Source organism: Flagellimonas allohymeniacidonis (assembly GCF_004296335.1).
GTDB classification, from domain to species: Bacteria; Bacteroidota; Bacteroidia; order Flavobacteriales; family Flavobacteriaceae; genus Flagellimonas; species Flagellimonas allohymeniacidonis.
In genome coordinates this window covers 1,217,030-1,232,950 of record NZ_SGIU01000002.1, presented here as the reverse complement: position 1 = coordinate 1,232,950, position 15,921 = coordinate 1,217,030, and the positions used below count along the sequence as shown (strand labels likewise).

Sequence of the window (15,921 nt, the reverse complement as noted above, 5' to 3'; positions counted from 1 at the left end):
CTTACCATTGATTGCGTCATTCGTATTTGGCAATGGCCTTATGGACGTAGCACCACAACCAATTTTCATTGGGCTCGGCAGAACTTATAACCGCATGATCATGAGAAGCAGCATGTTTGCTTGCATGTTTATTGGGAGAACTATCACAGCATAGTGTTATTCCGCAATCTTGACAGGTTCTTAAATGAACCCATTTGTCACCCCTTTTCACACATTCCTCACACTCATATGCCTTTGCTTTTTTTACATCCGTTATAGCTTCAAGATGTTCGCATTTCTTTCCTCTTAATTCCATTCTTGTTTAAAATTATGTGTCAATCCTAAAGCTAAGAACAAAATTTAAAGGATTTGCCTATTTTTAGAAAGTAATCCTTTGCTATGTACATCAAACGAAATATTGGATGGGGCCTTATTCTTAAATATGCCTGGAAAAACCTAATTTTCTTTACGCTTTATGCTCTCACCATTTTTGGGATTTATTACGGCCTAGGATGGACATTTATCGATCTACCCTGGCAACCCCTTACGGTAATCGGTATTGCCGTTTCATTTTACATAGGTTTTAAAAATAGCCAAAGCTATGATCGCTTTTGGGAAGGAAGAAAAATATGGGGAGGAATTGTCAATTATAGCAGAACCTGGGGTATACGCGTTTTGTCATTTGTTAGGTCGGATAATGACGAGGAGAGCAAAAAAATGCGTGAACAGTTGATACTTCGCCATGTGGCTTGGTTGAATGCCCTGCGCGTTCAATTGCGACAACCCAGATCTTGGAGTATTAAGGAAAACAAATCGATAGAAAAAGTTTTTGATAAGCATGGGGAACGAAATATCTCATGCAATGAGGCCTATAATTTTGTGAGCATGCGTGAATTCAGCGACCTGAAAAAACGGGTGAATCCTGCTACACATTTGGTAAAAAACCAAGCTCTTGATGTTGCCAAGCTCAGGGAAGAGGGAACAATAACTGAATTTCAGGAACTACAACTACAGCGAGTTTTGGAAGAGTTCTATAATCTTCAGGGGAAGTGCGAACGTATAAAAAACACACCTTTTCCCAGGCAATATGCCTATTTCTCAAGGGTGTTCACATGGATTTTTGTGCTTTTGATTCCATTCGGTTTGCTCAACATATTTGAAGATCACAACCAGAACTTTGGCGTTGATGGTATGGATTGGTTGATTTTTCTGCAAATTCCTTTCTCTGTACTCATCTCATGGATTTTCAACACCATGGAAAGTGTTGGAGACAATAGCGAAGACCCTTTTGAGGGCAGAATCAACGACGTGCCAATGACCGCGCTTTGCCGAACCATCGAAATTGATTTAAGGGACATGCTTGATGAGCAAGAACTTCCGGAAGCCATAAAACCCAAAGACAATATTTTGTATTAATGCCGCTGGTAACATCAAAGTACCGCCCATCCCTTTTGTTTAGAAATGGCCATTTCTCAACCATCTATGCAGGTGTAATGCGTAAGGTGGAAGGAGTAACCCAACATAGGGAACGGATTACGCTATCGGACGGAGACTTTTTGGACGTTGACTGGAGCTTTTCCCAAACTCCAAAAAAAGGGCTTGTCATCTTACTGCATGGGCTTGAAGGAAATGCCCAGCGCCCTTACATTACCGGAAGCGCCAAAATTTTCAATACCTATGGCTTTGATGCCTGTGCGGTAAATTACAGAGGCTGCAGCGGGGAACCTAACCTGAGCTACCGTTCTTATCATTCTGGGGCGACAGAAGATTTACAAGAGGTTATCCATCACATTCTGAAACAAAAAGACTATGATGCCATTTACCTAAAAGGATTTAGTCTAGGTGGCAATCTCTTGCTCAAATATTTAGGGGAAAGCAACGAGGTTTCTGAAAAAATCAAGGGAGCTATCGCCGTTTCCGTGCCGTGCAGCTTGCGCGATTCATGTGATCAATTGCTTACAGCAAAAAACGTTTTGTATGCCAAGCGTTTTAAAAAACACTTGATTGCCAAACTACGCCAAAAACAAAAAATGTTTCCCGATTTGATTCCTGATTCAGATATTAAAGCGATTATTACGCTGAAGGATTTTGATGATATCTATACCAGTAGGGCGCATAATTTTCGGGATGCCTTCGATTACTATGCCCAATGTAGCTCCCTACAATTTCTTCGTGAAGTAAATATCCCGGTGCTATTAATTAATGCAAGTGATGATTCTTTCTTGGGAAATGCATGCTATCCCTACGCAGAAGCTGACAAAAACAAAAATCTCTTTCTGGAGGTGCCGAGTTTTGGAGGGCATGTGGGCTTCTGGGACAAGGATAACATCTCCTATACCGAGAAAAGGGCTATAGAATTCCTTAGGGAGATGGGCCAGATCTAACTTAACCACCAATTTTCTATATTAGTGGTTCCTTTAGTCAAAAACATTCAACTGAAACCTGAATTATGAAACAAGTATTCCTATTGTTGTGCCTCGGGGCTTTTATTTTGAGCTGTGGCGGAAAAAAAGAAGAGAAGAAAGATGGCTTCGAAGTAAGTCGCACCAAAACCGAAGAGAAGAAAACAGAGGTAAGTGAAGGTGTTCCGGTTGATTTGGAGAACAAAGGAATTGGACCGATCGAAAACCTAGAGTTCGGTGAAGAAATCGATACTGAAATGGCGGCAAGGGGCGAGGCCCAGTTCAATGCCATTTGTGTAGCGTGTCACATGGTCGACCAGCGTATGATCGGACCTGCCATGAAAGGTGTATACGAGCGTCGCAGTCCAGAATGGGTAATGAACATGATCTTAAATCCCGATGGCATGCTTCGCGAAGACCCCATTGCCAAGGCTTTATTGAAAGAGTACAACAACGCCATCATGCTCAACCAAAACCTTACGGAAGAGGAGGCCCGGGACTTGGCGGAGTATCTTCGAACACTTTAAGCTCTCAAAACCAAGGATAATATCTTGGGTTATTTTCTACCCCACTCGTGTGGAGTGCTCTACAATTCAATTGCTTAGACCATAATCGGCATGGACAATTTTACTATTGCAGATTATCAGCCATCAGATTTTCAAGCATGGCTTAACATGTCTTTGAAACTTTTCAAGGACTATCCTGCCGAAGAAACAGAAAGGGGCTTGGTACGAATGGCACAAAATCCGAAGTGCAAAACCTTTCTGGCCAAATTCGATAATAGTGCGGTCGGCTTTATCACGGTTTCCGTTAGAACGGATTATGTTGAGGGCTCAAAAACATCCCCTACGGGTTATGTGGAGGCCATATTTGTTGATGCTAAATATAGAAAACAAGGGCTTGCCAAACTTCTCTTTGAAAAAGGGGAGCAATGGACCAAACTTCAAGGTTGTTCGGAAATAGGCTCAGATACTTGGGATTGGAACCTTGCCGCTCAAGACTTTCATTTGAAATTAGGGTTTCAAAAAGAGGACGTATTGGTACATTTTATCAAAAAGATTCCCAACTAACCCTAACTATTCTTCCAGACGGGCAATAAATCCCCAGTTCATGGCTTGTTTTCTCCCCAAATAGGCTGGGTTGCCCACTTCATCTTGCCATTCATCATCTGAACGTACCCAGAATACCAATTTGTTATCACCTTTTTTAAGTTGCAGTTTTATTTTCTCCTCTCCATCCATCATCCGCATAAAATTATGTGAATCCAGTTCCCTTCCATGGAAAAGGAGTTGGTCATTTAAAACTATCAATAACACTTGGGTATAGTCAAAGGCCAAAGTGACCTCTTTGTCCTCAGATGAAACCAAATTTGTTTTGGCAAAAATAGATTCCTTGGGATGCTCGTAATATTGCGCCAAATTCACAATGCCATTTTTATCTGCTTGTATATCCTTCCAACTATGGTTTTTTTCAGCATCGTTCAACCATCGATAGTATTGTCTTTGTGAATGAATGTTTCCTTCCAACTGTTCAGAAATCTGCCATTCCTCCAAATAGGTGTATGGATTTTCAACTTCTTTTATGGGAAAAGGCTCGTTCAATAGCCCGACTTCAATATTGGCAAAATAAGCTTCAGCAAAACTGGTCTTAAAAAAAATAAATCCATCCTTGGTCTCCTCTTGTAACAGTTCCACTTCCATATTGGGGCTTTTTTCATCATTGACAAACACCCTCATCTTTTTATCAAATACCTCAATTCGTAGATGGAACCATTCTTCGGGTTGAAACATGGCCTTGGTTTCATAGATGGGTTCGTTGTACAGTTGCCAAGGAAGTGCCGCATTATACACTGGGGTGTACTGGAGCGCATCCTCCTTTCCTCCAGAAAATACCCGGGTATAGAAAAACTCGTAGTCATACAAATCTTTAGCGTGAAAGCCGATTCCCGGCATCGCCTTTCCTGCTATATCCATCTCCAGCACAAAATTTTGATAGGTTTTCCCTTCCAGTGTTACTATTTCGTGCCTTCCCAAGTGCAAGGCTTCTTTCTCCTTGTACGTTGTGGTAAAAAAATCAAGAGGTTGGTTGTTAGCATTGTCAACTATTTTCCAATTTTCTTTGGTCAATGGAATTGCCTGGGCCATCGTCAGATGACTTGAAAACAACAAAATTATTATGGCTATTCTACCTCCTAGAATTACTTGTGTTCTGCTCATTTTTTTGTTTTTTCCAAAATTCGAGTGATTCTAACTGTAACAAACCGTCAAAAACCGTTTATTTATAATCCAAATCACGTCCATTTTATAAATTGTATCCATGACGGCCACCGAGAGGGATTTTGTAACTACTTGCATCGCGGAAATTGAAGCTCGATACTTTCCCGAGAAGGCCAGGGAAAAAGTGCCCTTAAGCCAACGTAACCTTCAGTTTCTTATTGATCAAATGGAGGAGAGATCGAATATCCGCATCAGCCTCTCCACCATGAAGCGGCTTTGGAAAAAAGATTTCAATAAGATGCCCCATCCCAGTACTTTGGATGCACTGGTTTCATTGTTAGGCTATGAAGATTGGAATATCTTCCGCCAGAAACAGGGTAAACCTTTATTACAAGATGAAACAGTCGCTGTCAAATCAGGGACCCCATCAAAAACGACTCTACTTTTTTCTGTTTTGGGAGCAATAGTTTTGACCTTACTGCTAATCTCATTGGTGAAGAAAAAAAAGGAAGTTGTAATCCCAGCAAATATTCCGTTTTCGGCGAACCAAACCAAGGACCTGAATGTACCCAACTCCGTGATTTTTTCATATGACCTGACCGAGGTGGAGGCCGACAGTTTTTTTGTTCAACGTTCGTGGAACCCCAGCCATAAGACCCGTATCGACCCAGAAAAGAAAAACTTCTCGGAAATCTACTACTATCCAGGGTTTCATTGGGCACGTCTTATTGCCAATGATCAGGTCGTCCAGAAAACCCGAATTCATGTAAAAACGGATGGCTGGTTTGCCACTACAAAATCCGAAAGACTTCAGAATGTCCCCATTTATCCAAACCAAGCGGAAATTGTTTCCAACGGCACCCTAAATGTAAAGGATTCGAATCTGATAGAATCGGGGGTTGACCTCAGTAAGAACCTCATCCTTTCCTTTTTTAATATCCGAGAGTTCGCAGAGCTTCAAAGCAATGCCTTTGAGCTTGAAACCAGAGTGCGATATGAGGATATCCAAGGATTGATTTGTCCCTTTATGGAAATGAAGGTGATTGATGAAAAAGATGCGTCTTGGGTAAGCATCATAAGTCAAGGGTGCGAAAGCAATCTTTTACTCAAGGCAGGAAGCCAGTTCTTTAAGGGTGCCGAAAATGACTTCTCCTCCCTTGGTGTGAAGATGGATGAGTGGCAAATTTTGAAAGTTATAAGTAAAGACGGATTCCTTCAAGTGTATTTGAATGGAGAATTTGCCTATGAAATGCCGTTCCCCGATGCCACTGGCAAAATAATGGGACTCATTTTTACCTTCACAGGGAAAGGGGTCATAGATTATGTATCTTTAAAGGATTTGAATGGTAAAATTCTTTATTCTGATGAGTTCGACAATCCCTAAAAAAGTATTTGCTGCCATAGCCTGCCTTTTTAGCTTTGGCCTATATTCCCAATCGTTGGATGGTGCATGGGAGGCCACCATGAAAAATGAAAAGGGTATTAACACCCAATACGTCATCATCATTTCAGACGGTTACATTTCAGAAGCTTTTTTCGAGAAAAAAACAGGCAAGTTCGATGGCACTTGGGGAGGTTCCTTCCAAGCCTCGAATGGCACTTTTAGCTATGTCTATGAATTTGCCTCATTTGATCCAGACCTAGTGGGGACCACCAAAAGTGGCACATATGTATTTATAGATGGAAAACTTAAAATTGGTGACAACCTATGGACCCGAATTGATGATGGCTCGCCTGGGGAATTGGATGGTGCCTGGCTGATTTCTGGAAGAATGCGAGACGGAAAAATACAGCAACGGGATACCGACCGGCCTAGGAAAACCATGAAGATATTATCAGGAACCCGTTTTCAGTGGATTGCGTATAACACAGAGACCAAACAGTTTATGGGAACCGGAGGGGGAACCTATACATCGGTTGATGGAAAATACACCGAGAACATCCAGTTCTTTTCTCGCGATGATTCAAGGGTTGGAGCAAGTTTATCCTTCGACTTTGAACTGAAGGATGGGGCCTGGCATCACTCTGGCAATAGCAGCAAAGGAACCCCTATTCATGAAATTTGGAGTAAACGACAATAGATATAACATGACCCAAAAGTTAAGCTTCCTCTTAATTATTTTTCTGATGACAACCTCCTTGAAAGCTCAAGACCTTCCCTACAAAGAAATACCTGATTATCCAGCTGATTATACCCCGGGAAATGTTGCAGCCCGAATGATTGACGGTTTGGGCTTTCGATTTTACTGGGCCACCGAGGGGCTTAGACCCGAAGACCTTGCGTATCAACCATCAGAAGATGCACGAACCCTTTTGGAAACCATGAGGCACATTTACGGTATGTCGGAAATGATCATGAACGCACCTTCTGCCACCCCGAATGAGCGGCCAGCAGACTTTTCGGGATACTCTTATGAAGATTTCCGACGAAAAACGCTGGAAAACCTGAAAGCCGCAAGTAAAGCCATGGCAAACAAAAATGCGGAGGATTTTGAATCTTTTGAGGTTATTTTTAAAAGAGGAGAGCAACAATCCAGCTTTCCCTATTGGAACCTAATCAACGGAATGCTCTCGGATTGCATCTACCATACCGGACAAATTACCTTGATGCGCCGGTCATCTGGTAATCCCATCAACCCCAACGTTAGCGTGTTTATGGGTAGGTTGAGAAATTAAAATTCACCACAGTTTTTAGGTATAAGGCCAGATTTTGTCAACAGCCACCTTGTACGTTGGATCTTCCATCACATTGACCTCAATAATATCATCTGCATTTTTTAAAAGACGTCTACAGTCTTTGCTCAAATGCTTTAGATGGACTTTTTTACCCACCTTTTGATAGCGTTCCGTTATTTTGTTCAGGGCTTCAATGGCAGACATGTCCACCACCCTGCTCTCCGCAAAGTCAATCACGACTTCTTCCGGGTCATTCTGCACATCAAACTTCTCAGCAAAAAGGGTTGTGCTTCCAAAAAATAGTGGACCATAAATTTCATAGTGCTTTATGCCATCTTCGTCCACATGTTTTCTTGCTCGAATCCGCAAGGCATTGTCCCAAGCAAAAACCAAAGCAGAAATAACTACACCGACCAAAACGGCCAAGGCTAAATTATGTAAGAATATGGTCACTAGCGTCACCAGTATCATCACCAAAACATCAGACTTGGGCATCCGTTTAAACACCCGCAAACTTGCCCACTCAAAAGTCCCTAACGCTACCATGATCATCAGACCGGTCAATGCCGCCATGGGAACTTTCTCAATGAGATCAGAACCGAACATCACAAAGGCCAAAAGCATCAATGATGCTACAATCCCTGATAGCCTTGCTCGAGCACCATTGGAAGTGTTGATCAAGCTTTGCCCAATCATGGCGCATCCTCCCATTCCCGAAAACAAACCGGAAAGAATATTGGCCGTGCCTTGCGCCACTGCTTCCTTATTGCCCCTTCCACGGGTTTCCGTAATCTCATCCACAATGTTCAAGGTCAACAAGCTTTCTATCAAACCTACCCCAGCCACAATGGCGGCATAGGGAAAAATGATTTGAAGCGTTTCCAAGGAAAATGGAAGTTCAGGAATATGGAATGGCGGAAAACTTCCTTGAATGGAAGCGATATCCCCAATGGTTCGGGTATCAATATTGAAGAAAAAAACCAGACCAAAGACCAGCAGAATTGCTACCAATGAGGCAGGTACCACCTTGCTCAATTTGGGCAATCCCCAAATGACCAGCATGGTCAAAAAAACCAGACCCAAAAAAGTATATAAGGTTATTCCACTAAGCCAAGACCCATCCACCGCCTTGAACTGATCTAGTTGTGATAGGAATATGATAATGGCCAAACCGTTCACAAATCCGAAGATTACGGGATGAGGCACTAAACGCATCAGTTTTCCCAAACGTAAAAATCCGGCTGCTACCTGAAGAATTCCTGCAAGAATAACGGTAGCAAAAACGTATTCCACCCCGTAGTCCTTGGCCAAACTGACGATTACCACAGCCACAGCACCAGTAGCTCCGGAGATCATTCCGGGTCTACCACCCAAAATCGATGTTACCAACCCCATTACAAAGGCTGCATAAAGTCCCGTTAAAGGAGATAGGCCTGCAATAAAAGCAAAAGCAATTGCCTCTGGAACCAAGGCCAGGGCCACAGTGAGTCCGGATAACACTTCGGTTCTGTAATTCACCTTTTGGGAAAAATCGAACAGATTGAGGTACTTTTTCATCACCAGTGATTTGAAGCCGGCAAAAATAGGATTTATATGGGGTTTGGCAGCATTTGATTGAAGAATTGCGTATTTGACAATCGTTAGGCTTATTCTTGCCAATCTCCCAAGATTAAAGGTTATTGATTGAATGCCATAAAAAAGAACCGCCCCAAACTTTATGTCTGAGGCGATTCTTAACTAAATAACCAACCAAAAAACTTGTATGTCTAGTCGAACACTAAAAAAGTTCCTTACATTTTTCTGTGACGGGAAACGCTCATTGTGTCATTTTTAACTTTTACACGTTTTTTCCCTGTCTTCGCACCTGACTTTAAATATTGTACATACCCTCTTCCTGTAAACTCATAAATCGTTTCGCTCGCTACGTGGTACAATTCAATCGTGCTATCATTAATAACGTAGAGCTCAAAATAATCATTGCCCAAAAAGTCATAATCGAGTGTTAAAGTTTTGAGTAAGGCATCATTCGCCACATCGAATACTTCGTAAGCCCCTTCATAATCCCATACTACATCAACCAAAGGTAAACCTGGGCTATCCACTGACGATCTAAAAACACCTTGTCCGTTACCTGATAAAAATTGAAGATAGTTTTCATCATCAAACTCATTAAGAGCTCCTACTTCACTGGTAAACGTTTTTTCCCATGCATCATATTCTTGTAGGAAGTAATGAATATTATCATAAAAGACAGTATCGTAATCAAAGTTGTTTCTGGAGTAACCCCGCAACAGATACGAAGTGTTTGAATTTGGATCGTACAGCTCTATGGTACGGTTGTTTACTGCCAATACCTCTAGCAACCAAAGTCCATCAACATCATGGTCAATTTCCACAGCTCCGTTCAGCGTACCATAAGCCCCCACATCAATGCCAAAACCATTTCCTGTTTTTCCAATTCCTACCAAATTGTTGTTTACAAAAACAACCCCACGATCAAAAGAAATGGTAAAAGCCCTTTGCAAAAAAGGCACTTCGCCATTCCCACGACTAGCATTAATGTCCACATACCACAAGTCGTATGATTCCAAAACTAAAGCTGTATTTACCGGTGATTCATCAATGAAATCGTCTTCAATGATTACCTCGGTATAGCAAGAACTCGCCAACAAACCAATAAGCAGTATTCCAAAAAGTAGTTTTCCATTTCTCATAATCGTAGTTTTTTGATTCAATAAGTAATAACCAAGCACTATGCCAAAATCATAACTTTTTGATAATCAGTACTTAATAAGAAAGTCTGAAGATTGTTTAGTTTTGGCGTCAAATGTTGACCATGCAAAAAGAGCCACGCTTTGGTGTTATTGGAGGCGGTAGCTGGGGAACCGCTATCGTAAAAATGCTTTCTGAGAACTTAGATCATATTGGCTGGTATATCCGAAACGATTCCATTATCCACCATATTGAGAGGGAAGGAAACAATCCTCAATACATCAGTTCGGCACAATTTGATGTTTCCAAATTAAGCCTAAGCTCAACTATCGATTCGGTAGTTGAATCGTGCGATATTCTGATTTTTGCCATTCCTTCTGCCTTTTTGGAAGGGGAGTTGAGCAAGCTTACTGTGTCACTGAAAGATAAAATCATTTTCTCAGCGATCAAGGGTATCGTTCCTGAATCGGGACTGATTGTCGGTGAACATTTTCATGAAAAGTATGAAATCCCCTTTGAGAACATTGGAGTGATCACAGGACCCAGCCATGCAGAGGAAGTGGCTATGGAGCGTTTGTCCTACCTCACCATCGCCTGTTCCGATACTCCAAAGGCAGAGATTGTATCCGAAAAGTTACGGAGCCATTACATCCGCACCAAAATCTCAGATGATATCATAGGCACGGAATATGCCGCCATGCTAAAGAATATTTATGCCATAGCCGCCGGAATAGCCCATGGTCTAAATTATGGTGATAATTTTCAGAGCGTGCTGATGAGCAATGCCATTCGTGAAATGAAACGTTTTATAGGGTGTGTGCACAAGATGAAACGCAATATCAACAATTCAGCTTATTTGGGAGACCTTTTGGTCACCGGTTATTCCATTTTTAGCCGGAATCGCATGTTCGGCAACATGATTGGAAAGGGCTACACGGTGAAAAGTGCGATGATGGAAATGAATATGGTGGCTGAAGGCTACTATGCGGCAAAAACAGCCCATGATTTTATGAATCGGTTGGAGAAAAAGTCCAAAACGCCCATTATCGATACGGTGTACAACATCCTTTATAAGGATAAAGATCCAAAGAAAGCTTTTAAAAAGCTTACGGAGAAACTGGATTAAGATTAAATTCCCTTAACAAGGGAAAATCCTACGGTTTATGAGACCATTAAATCCGTTCCAATGAAAAATTGGAATGGGATTCCAATTCCTCTTCCATTTTTTCCTTAAAGGTCAAGATTTGGGCACTGTCGTAACCGAATGCTTTCTTGAATTCTTCCAAAATGGGGTCTAGGTATTCGCGAACACTGTCAATGTCAAAATACAGTCTTCCTGTTCTTCGAATAAAGAAGTCCATAGGGTTCAAGGCCATTTCATGGGCAATGGAAAACTGTGCCTCGGCCCGAATCATTCTGATATAGGAGTCCTTGTTTCTCAAAGAAGCATAGTTTTCCAAAATGGTTTCTGTCTGTTTTCCATAAGTGGTTACCAAATACCAAGCATCATGATGCGTAAAGCCCTCCTCCTTGATGCGGTTGTAAACTTCGTCAATGTACTTTTTAACGTGCTTAAACTTTTTGAAATCGTTTCCGCAAAGAGGAATTTTGTCGGTTAGGCAAGGTTTTGGTTCGATATCGTAATCTTCCTCCATTTTTTTTACAATCCGGTTGACCACCCGCTCGGCCATCTTCCGATAACCCGTCAATTTTCCACCAGCGATACTCACCAGCCCTGTATCGGAAGTGAAAATCTCATCTTTTCTGGATAGTTCAGACGCCGATTTGCCCTCTTCATGAATCAAAGGGCGCAATCCTGCCCAAGAAGAAATAATATCTTCCATCTCAAGATTAATATCCGGGAACATATTATTGACCGCGGAAATTAGGTAAATAGCATCCGCAACATCGGTTTGTACATGATCTTTATCCAAATTAAAGTTGGTATCGGTGGTACCTACATAGGTCACCTTGCCTCTAGGAATGGCAAACATCATCCGACCGTCTGGAATGTCGAAATACACCGATTGTTTTACGGGTAACTTTTCCTTTGGAAAAACCAAATGCACACCTTTGGTCAAGTGAAGTCGTTTTCCTTTTTTGGATTTGTTGACGCTTCGCAGTTCATCCACCCATGGGCCGGCAGCGCTTATGACATATTTGGATTTTATCTCGTGCTCTTTGCCTGTGACCTCATCCTTAATTTTAACCCCGGCCACCTTGTCGTTTTCGTACAAGAAATCTGTGACTTTGGCATAATTTAGGGCCTGAGCACCATAGCTTACACTCGTTTTTAAGTTCTCCATGGTCAGGCGGGCATCATCGGTGCGGTACTCTGCATAGTATCCGGCACCGTTTAGAATTTTCTTGGGAAGCAGGGGCTCAAGCTTCATGGCTTCTTTTTTCTCCAGCATTTGCCTTTTGTCATCCCCACTGACCTGTGCCAAAATATCATAGACCTTCAAGCCAATTGAGGTCAACCATTTGCCGTACGACCCTCCTTCAATCAAAGGGAGAAGCATTTTCTCGGGAAGCACTAAATGAGGGGCCAATTTATGAACAATGGCTCTTTCGGAACCGACTTCTTTTACCAACCAAAAATCGAATTGCTTCAAATAGCGAAGTCCTCCATGAATCAGCTTGGTGGACTTGCTACTGGTTCCAGAGGCGAAATCCCCTTTTTCCAAAAGCACCACTTTCATTCCCCTGGAAGCTGCATCCAAGGCAATTCCGGCTCCTGTTATTCCACCACCAATGACAATAAGATCAAAGGAATCTTTAGCAATATCCTGAACCTTACGCTCACGATTAAGATTGGAAAACCCTACATTTTCTTTCATAGACTCAGCAATTTTTGGTCGAAACGGAAACATACAGAAAATGCCAAAACTTGGACATAATTCAGATGTTAAGCTTTTATTATTTCTCTTTTACAAATTCATATTCTCGCTCTACAAGACACACTCGAACTTTGTACCAGGAATACCATTGCTCGATACCTCTTTTTTGGGCAAAGCTGTGATCGAGATTCGCCTTCCACTGGGAAATCGCTTCCAAGCTTTCCCAATAACTAATTGAAATCCCCAGTTCGTCCCTTGCACTTTCAAAACCCAAATAACCTGGTTGTTGCCTTGCCAATTCCTCCATTTCCTTGGCCATTTCTCCATATCCGTGGTCACCTTGGGTTCTTGTATTTGTAAAAATAACAGCGTAGTACGGCTTTTGTAGATTCATTAAACGATGTATTTCTTTTCCAAAAAATAATTGACAAGGGCTTCTTTCATCAACACAGATTGTTCGCCGGCCTTTAACGGGGGAAGCTGTTCTTTGATTTTATAATGGGGCCAACCATCATTATCAAAGAAATCAAAATCATAATAGCCATAGGGTTCCAATAGTCGGCAAATAGCAATATGCATTAGATTTACTTTCTCATCCTTTTTAAAGGATCTATGAAAATCTCCAAGCTCTTGAACTCCCACTAGGTAGATAATACCGTCTATTTCCAGGGGGTCTCCATCAGCAAACTGAGCGGAGAGTTTTTCAACCAGTAAATCCCATCTTTGCTTTAATATTTCGTCTCTTGCCATAGCTATTTTTTGGCTTTCCAAAGGTACGAATCAAAGTTCTATATTTGTTAAAAATCCTTCTATGAGCTTCATAGATATTGTTATTGGCATCCTGCTGGTTTGGGGACTTTACAAGGGGCTTCGAAATGGACTTTTTGTTGAAGTTGCCTCATTGATCGCATTGATCGCAGGTATTTATGGTGCGATTCATTTCTCTTACATCACTGGAGAGTATCTCATGGAGCGTTTGGATTGGTCCGAAAACTATATCAAAATAACCGCCTTTTTAATCACGTTCTTCGCTATTGTGGTTTTGGTTCATTTTGCCGGGAAATTCTTGACCAGAATTGCAGATTTTGCCATGTTGGGTATTTTGAACAAGATTGCCGGCGCGGTATTTGGAACGCTAAAGGTCGCCGTTATTATTGGCGCTTTGCTCATTTTCTTTGAACGGCTTACTGCTTCTTTCAATTTTGTGGAAGAAGAGACCAAGAAAAACTCCATTTTTTACGAACCGGTAAAGGAGATTGGTGCCTTTGTCTTCAGTTGGGTGCTTGAGGAGAAAAAGGACCAATTACCAGCGGAAGATATCTAATTCAGGCCTACCTCCTATTCTAGGTTGTATAAACTTTAAAGTGTATCATTTTATCGATGAAATGATTCTCAATCGATAATGTTTTGACCTTGAGCTCCTAAAATTGACATATTATCGGATCAAGTTGGTGGCTTATGGAATTTTTATGGCACAACTACAGTCCTTGACTAGATTAGCCCTTCGAGCACATTGAGAATACTAACGAAAACACCCCCGGAAAATGAAAAAATTTGGCATAGCCACTTTGACTGCTTTTGTAGCTGTCTTAGTGATAACCTGCAGCAAGTCAGGTGCTACTCCCGAAGAGCAATTGCTTTCACAAACCCCAAATCCGGATAGAAAAGTTCAAATCAATACCTCCCAAATGGAGGACGATCTGTTGAGCCTCATAAACGAGCATAGGGCCTCCCTTGGTGCCAAAGCACTGCTTGATAGCCCTGAAACCTATAAGCATGCTGAGGACCACAATGAGTATATGATTTCTCAGAACAAACTAAGTCATGATAATTTTGATTCTAGAGCTACAAAAATTGCTGCTGAAACCAACGCAGTAAGTATTGGAGAAAATGTGGCCCGTCATTACGATACGGCTGCCACTGCCCTCGAGGGCTGGCTGAGCAGCTCTTCACACAAAAGCACATTGGAAGGTTCCTATACCCATACCGCTTTGAGCATAAGTTTGGATAAGGAGGGCAAACCCTATTTCACGCAAATCTTTATTACTCTGGAATAGCGTTTGCTTGTTTAAAATTAATCTTAGTGAAGTGTTTTTAAGAGGCCTGTGATTCTACAGGTCTTTTTTTTACCTTTCCTAAAAAATAAGATTATGGCCATTCGAGAACCTTTCAATCTTTTGGAATGGGTAGAGGCAAACAGGGATAGGCTAAAACCTCCTGTGGGTAATAAAAACCTATACAAAGAAGCAGGGGATTATATTGTTATGGTAGTGGCCGGACCAAATGCGCGCAAGGATTATCATTACAATGAAACCGAAGAGTTGTTTTATCAGCTTGAGGGTAATATTGAAGTTCATATACAGGAAGATGGTCAAAAAAAGACAATGAAATTAGGTCCTGGTGATATGTACCTGCACCCTGCCAAAATACCACATTCCCCAGTACGACATGAAGGGTCCATCGGTTTGGTTGTAGAACGGAAACGAGACGACATGAATGTTGATGACGGGCTCATGTGGTTTTGTGATAACTGCAACAATAAGCTTTATGAGGCCTATTTTACCTTGCATGACATCGAAAAAGATTTCCTTTCGCATTTCAAGCACTTTTACGGTTCGGAAGAATTGAGAACCTGCGACACCTGTGGCACAGTGATGCCAGTTGATGAACGTTTTACTTCAAATGATTGATTATGATACTTGCCGCTAAAATTGTTATTGCCATCGTTGCATTCCTGCATCTCTACTTCTTGTGGTTGGAAATGTTTGCATGGACCACAACGGGCAAAAAGGTATTTCGCAATTTTCCAAAAGATCTTTTTGAGCCTACGAAATCCATGGCAGCCAATCAGGGGTTGTATAATGGATTTTTGGCGGCAGGTCTGATTTGGTCCTTATTCATTCAAGATGCAACTTGGCAATTCAATGTTGCCTTGTTTTTTTTAGCCTGTGTTCTAATTGCCGGGCTTTATGGAGCCATTTCCGTATCCAAAAAAATATTCATGGTTCAAGGTATTCCCGCTTTAATGGGTATCATTTTACTGTTCTTGTCACATTATCTTTGATTTCCCTTTTCAAAACTGGAGTTCTTCGTAGT

At 41.6% G+C, this 15,921-nt stretch carries 19 protein-coding genes; 12 read left to right on the top strand and 7 right to left on the bottom strand.

Features of this window, described 5'->3' with window-relative positions:
- Positions 1-16 precede the first annotated feature (16 nt).
- Complete coding sequence (locus EW142_RS13995; protein WP_130614857.1) at positions 17-295, bottom strand: UBP-type zinc finger domain-containing protein; 279 nt, start codon at positions 293-295, stop codon at positions 17-19.
- 83 nt (positions 296-378) lie between these two features.
- Here EW142_RS13995 and EW142_RS13990 point away from each other — a divergent pair, with 83 nt between their 5' ends.
- The 4 genes from EW142_RS13990 to EW142_RS13975 all read left to right on the top strand — a co-directional run bounded on the left by EW142_RS13990 (position 379) and on the right by EW142_RS13975 (position 3,451).
- Positions 379-1,395, top strand: a complete 1,017-nt coding sequence (locus EW142_RS13990; RefSeq protein ID WP_130614856.1) for a bestrophin family protein — start codon at positions 379-381, stop codon at positions 1,393-1,395.
- A complete protein-coding gene (locus EW142_RS13985) occupies positions 1,395-2,363 on the top strand; it encodes a YheT family hydrolase (protein WP_130614854.1) in 969 nt (322 codons plus the stop codon). Before EW142_RS13990 ends, EW142_RS13985 begins: the two co-directional genes overlap by 1 nt.
- 65 nt (positions 2,364-2,428) lie before the next feature.
- Positions 2,429-2,908 (top strand): c-type cytochrome, encoded by a 480-nt coding sequence (locus EW142_RS13980; RefSeq protein WP_130614852.1) that lies wholly within the window; start codon positions 2,429-2,431, stop codon positions 2,906-2,908.
- A gap of 90 nt (positions 2,909-2,998) precedes the next feature.
- The gene (locus EW142_RS13975; protein WP_130614850.1) at positions 2,999-3,451 is read left to right on the top strand and encodes a GNAT family N-acetyltransferase; all 453 of its coding nucleotides are present in this window, start codon (positions 2,999-3,001) and stop codon (positions 3,449-3,451) included.
- A gap of 6 nt (positions 3,452-3,457) precedes the next feature.
- Here the strand turns inward: EW142_RS13975 and EW142_RS13970 are convergent, their stop codons facing one another.
- Positions 3,458-4,597: a 3-keto-alpha-glucoside-1,2-lyase-like domain-containing protein gene (locus EW142_RS13970; protein ID WP_130614848.1), complete on the bottom strand. Its 1,140-nt coding sequence runs from the start codon at positions 4,595-4,597 to the stop codon at positions 3,458-3,460.
- A gap of 100 nt (positions 4,598-4,697) precedes the next feature.
- Here EW142_RS13970 and EW142_RS13965 point away from each other — a divergent pair, with 100 nt between their 5' ends.
- From EW142_RS13965 to EW142_RS13955, 3 genes are read left to right on the top strand one after another with little or no spacing between them, the layout of a single operon-like run.
- Entirely contained in the window at positions 4,698-5,981 is a 1,284-nt protein-coding gene (locus tag EW142_RS13965; RefSeq protein WP_130614846.1) for a hypothetical protein, read from the top strand.
- Positions 5,962-6,678 (top strand): membrane or secreted protein, encoded by a 717-nt coding sequence (locus EW142_RS13960; RefSeq protein WP_130614844.1) that lies wholly within the window; start codon positions 5,962-5,964, stop codon positions 6,676-6,678. Before EW142_RS13965 ends, EW142_RS13960 begins: the two co-directional genes overlap by 20 nt.
- A complete protein-coding gene (locus tag EW142_RS13955; RefSeq protein WP_205783285.1) occupies positions 6,653-7,273 on the top strand; it encodes a DinB family protein in 621 nt (206 codons plus the stop codon). The genes EW142_RS13960 and EW142_RS13955 overlap by 26 nt, the downstream gene beginning before the upstream one ends.
- A gap of 15 nt (positions 7,274-7,288) precedes the next feature.
- Here the strand turns inward: EW142_RS13955 and EW142_RS13950 are convergent, their stop codons facing one another.
- Positions 7,289-8,830, bottom strand: a complete 1,542-nt coding sequence (locus EW142_RS13950) for a SulP family inorganic anion transporter (protein WP_130614842.1) — start codon at positions 8,828-8,830, stop codon at positions 7,289-7,291.
- Positions 8,831-9,063: 233 nt separating this feature from the next.
- Positions 9,064-9,987 carry a nicotinic acid mononucleotide adenyltransferase gene (locus EW142_RS13945; protein ID WP_130614840.1) on the bottom strand — a complete coding sequence of 308 codons (924 nt, stop codon included), beginning with the start codon at positions 9,985-9,987 and terminating at the stop codon, positions 9,064-9,066.
- A 122-nt stretch (positions 9,988-10,109) separates the two neighbouring features.
- On the opposite strand from EW142_RS13945, the gene EW142_RS13940 reads away from it, so the two are divergent.
- Positions 10,110-11,111, top strand: coding sequence for an NAD(P)H-dependent glycerol-3-phosphate dehydrogenase (locus tag EW142_RS13940; protein ID WP_130614839.1), 1,002 nt, complete (start codon positions 10,110-10,112; stop codon positions 11,109-11,111).
- Between the two features lie 46 nt (positions 11,112-11,157).
- Here EW142_RS13940 and EW142_RS13935 read toward each other — a convergent pair whose 3' ends face one another.
- The 3 genes from EW142_RS13935 to EW142_RS13925 form a co-directional block, all read right to left on the bottom strand.
- On the bottom strand, positions 11,158-12,825 hold the full coding sequence (locus EW142_RS13935) for a glycerol-3-phosphate dehydrogenase/oxidase (protein ID WP_130614837.1): 1,668 nt from the start codon (positions 12,823-12,825) through the stop codon (positions 11,158-11,160).
- A 79-nt stretch (positions 12,826-12,904) separates the two neighbouring features.
- Positions 12,905-13,219, bottom strand: a complete 315-nt coding sequence (locus EW142_RS13930) for an antibiotic biosynthesis monooxygenase family protein (protein ID WP_130614835.1) — start codon at positions 13,217-13,219, stop codon at positions 12,905-12,907.
- A complete protein-coding gene (locus EW142_RS13925) occupies positions 13,219-13,575 on the bottom strand; it encodes a hypothetical protein (protein ID WP_130614833.1) in 357 nt (118 codons plus the stop codon). Before EW142_RS13925 ends, EW142_RS13930 begins: the two co-directional genes overlap by 1 nt.
- A gap of 61 nt (positions 13,576-13,636) precedes the next feature.
- Between EW142_RS13925 and EW142_RS13920 the strand changes: the two genes are divergently transcribed.
- The 4 genes from EW142_RS13920 (at position 13,637) to EW142_RS13905 (ending at position 15,889) form a co-directional block, all read left to right on the top strand.
- Entirely contained in the window at positions 13,637-14,149 is a 513-nt protein-coding gene (locus tag EW142_RS13920; RefSeq protein WP_130614831.1) for a CvpA family protein, read from the top strand.
- Between the two features lie 220 nt (positions 14,150-14,369).
- The gene (locus EW142_RS13915) at positions 14,370-14,882 is read left to right on the top strand and encodes a CAP domain-containing protein (RefSeq protein ID WP_130614829.1); all 513 of its coding nucleotides are present in this window, start codon (positions 14,370-14,372) and stop codon (positions 14,880-14,882) included.
- A gap of 93 nt (positions 14,883-14,975) precedes the next feature.
- Positions 14,976-15,515 carry a 3-hydroxyanthranilate 3,4-dioxygenase gene (locus EW142_RS13910; protein ID WP_130614827.1) on the top strand — a complete coding sequence of 180 codons (540 nt, stop codon included), beginning with the start codon at positions 14,976-14,978 and terminating at the stop codon, positions 15,513-15,515.
- A 2-nt stretch (positions 15,516-15,517) separates the two neighbouring features.
- Positions 15,518-15,889 (top strand): DUF1304 domain-containing protein, encoded by a 372-nt coding sequence (locus EW142_RS13905; protein WP_130614825.1) that lies wholly within the window; start codon positions 15,518-15,520, stop codon positions 15,887-15,889.
- Positions 15,890-15,921 lie beyond the last annotated feature (32 nt).